The 1206-nt window shown below is 60.5% G+C and carries 1 protein-coding gene; it reads left to right on the forward strand.

Going from position 1 to position 1206, the window contains the following annotated elements:
- Nucleotides 1-497: 497 nt before the first annotated feature.
- Nucleotides 498-1206: reverse transcriptase domain-containing protein (locus tag AWB81_RS43135; protein WP_235026264.1), on the forward strand; the 709-nt coding region annotated here is incomplete at its 3' end.

Here is a 1206-nt window from a genome sequence, read left to right on the forward strand (position 1 = left end):
GGGTGTGCGCCGTGAAAAGGTGGCGCTTTCCAGTGGGTGTAAGTCCCACCCGGCAAATGCTCCAGCCGGAAGCAACCGGAGCAATCGTGGAGGTAACGAAACGGTTGAAGCCTTCGGTGATGCGTGTCACGAATTGGTGGCAGCGCGAGTGTGCAGGCCGTAACGCGAGTGAACGCCGAGCAAACCTCGAAAAGGTCGATGCGCAGGCCGACCCGACAACCCTATCGGGGAAGGCTGATACGGCTGGGTGAATGAGCAGGCTGGACGCCCAGTCGCTGCGCCGGGGTAGTGGCGACAGCATGTACACAAGGAAAGCGTACGCAACACGGGAAGTCCCTCGGCGTGGTCAGGGATGACCAACCGGACGCCCGTGAGGGACAGGCCGGGCGCCTTGGGATGACGGAGAGGCCCGTAGTACCGATGAAGCCGGGTAACGCTGGTGGAGGGAAGGGGCCTCAGTTCAAGACAAACGCAACAAGTAGTGAGGGACCTGGAGATTGGGCAACCTATCAACTCCGATCAGTGTTCAGAAGCTGCAGATGGCGTTACACGCGAAAGCGAAGGCAGAAGCCGGGTATCGCTTCTATGCGCTGTACGACAAGATCTACCGCGAGGATTTGCTGGCGCATGCGTATGCCCAGTGCCGTTCGAACAAGGGCGCGCCGGGTGTCGATCGGCAAGACTTCGCGGAGGTCGAAGCGTATGGGGTGCAGAAGTGGCTCGGCGAACTGGCGCTTGCGCTCAGGCAGGAGAGTTACCGGCCGGACCCTATCAGAAGAGTGTTTATCCCGAAGGCCAATGGCAAGCTGAGGCCACTGGGCATCTCGACCTTGCGAGATCGGGTGTGCATGACAGCAGCGATGCTGGTGCTCGAACCGATCTTCGAAGCGGACCTTCCACAAGAGCAATACGCTTATCGCGCGGGGCGAAACGCCCAGCAAGCGGTGATCGAGGTGGAAGAGCGACTGCATCGAGGGCAAACGGACGTCGTTGACGCCGACCTTGCGGACTACTTCGGAAGTATTCCACACGCCGAATTGATGCTGTCGCTCGCGCGGCGCATCGTTGATCGGCGCGTGCTGCATCTGATCCGGATGTGGCTGGAATGCCCCGTTGAAGAAACCGATAACCGAGGTCGGAGGAAACGCACGACGGAGGCCCGGGATAGCAGACGTGGCATTCCGCAAGGCTCACCCATCTCACCAC

This window comes from Caballeronia arationis, assembly GCF_001544975.2.
In the GTDB taxonomy this organism is placed as follows: Bacteria; Pseudomonadota; Gammaproteobacteria; order Burkholderiales; family Burkholderiaceae; genus Caballeronia; species Caballeronia arationis.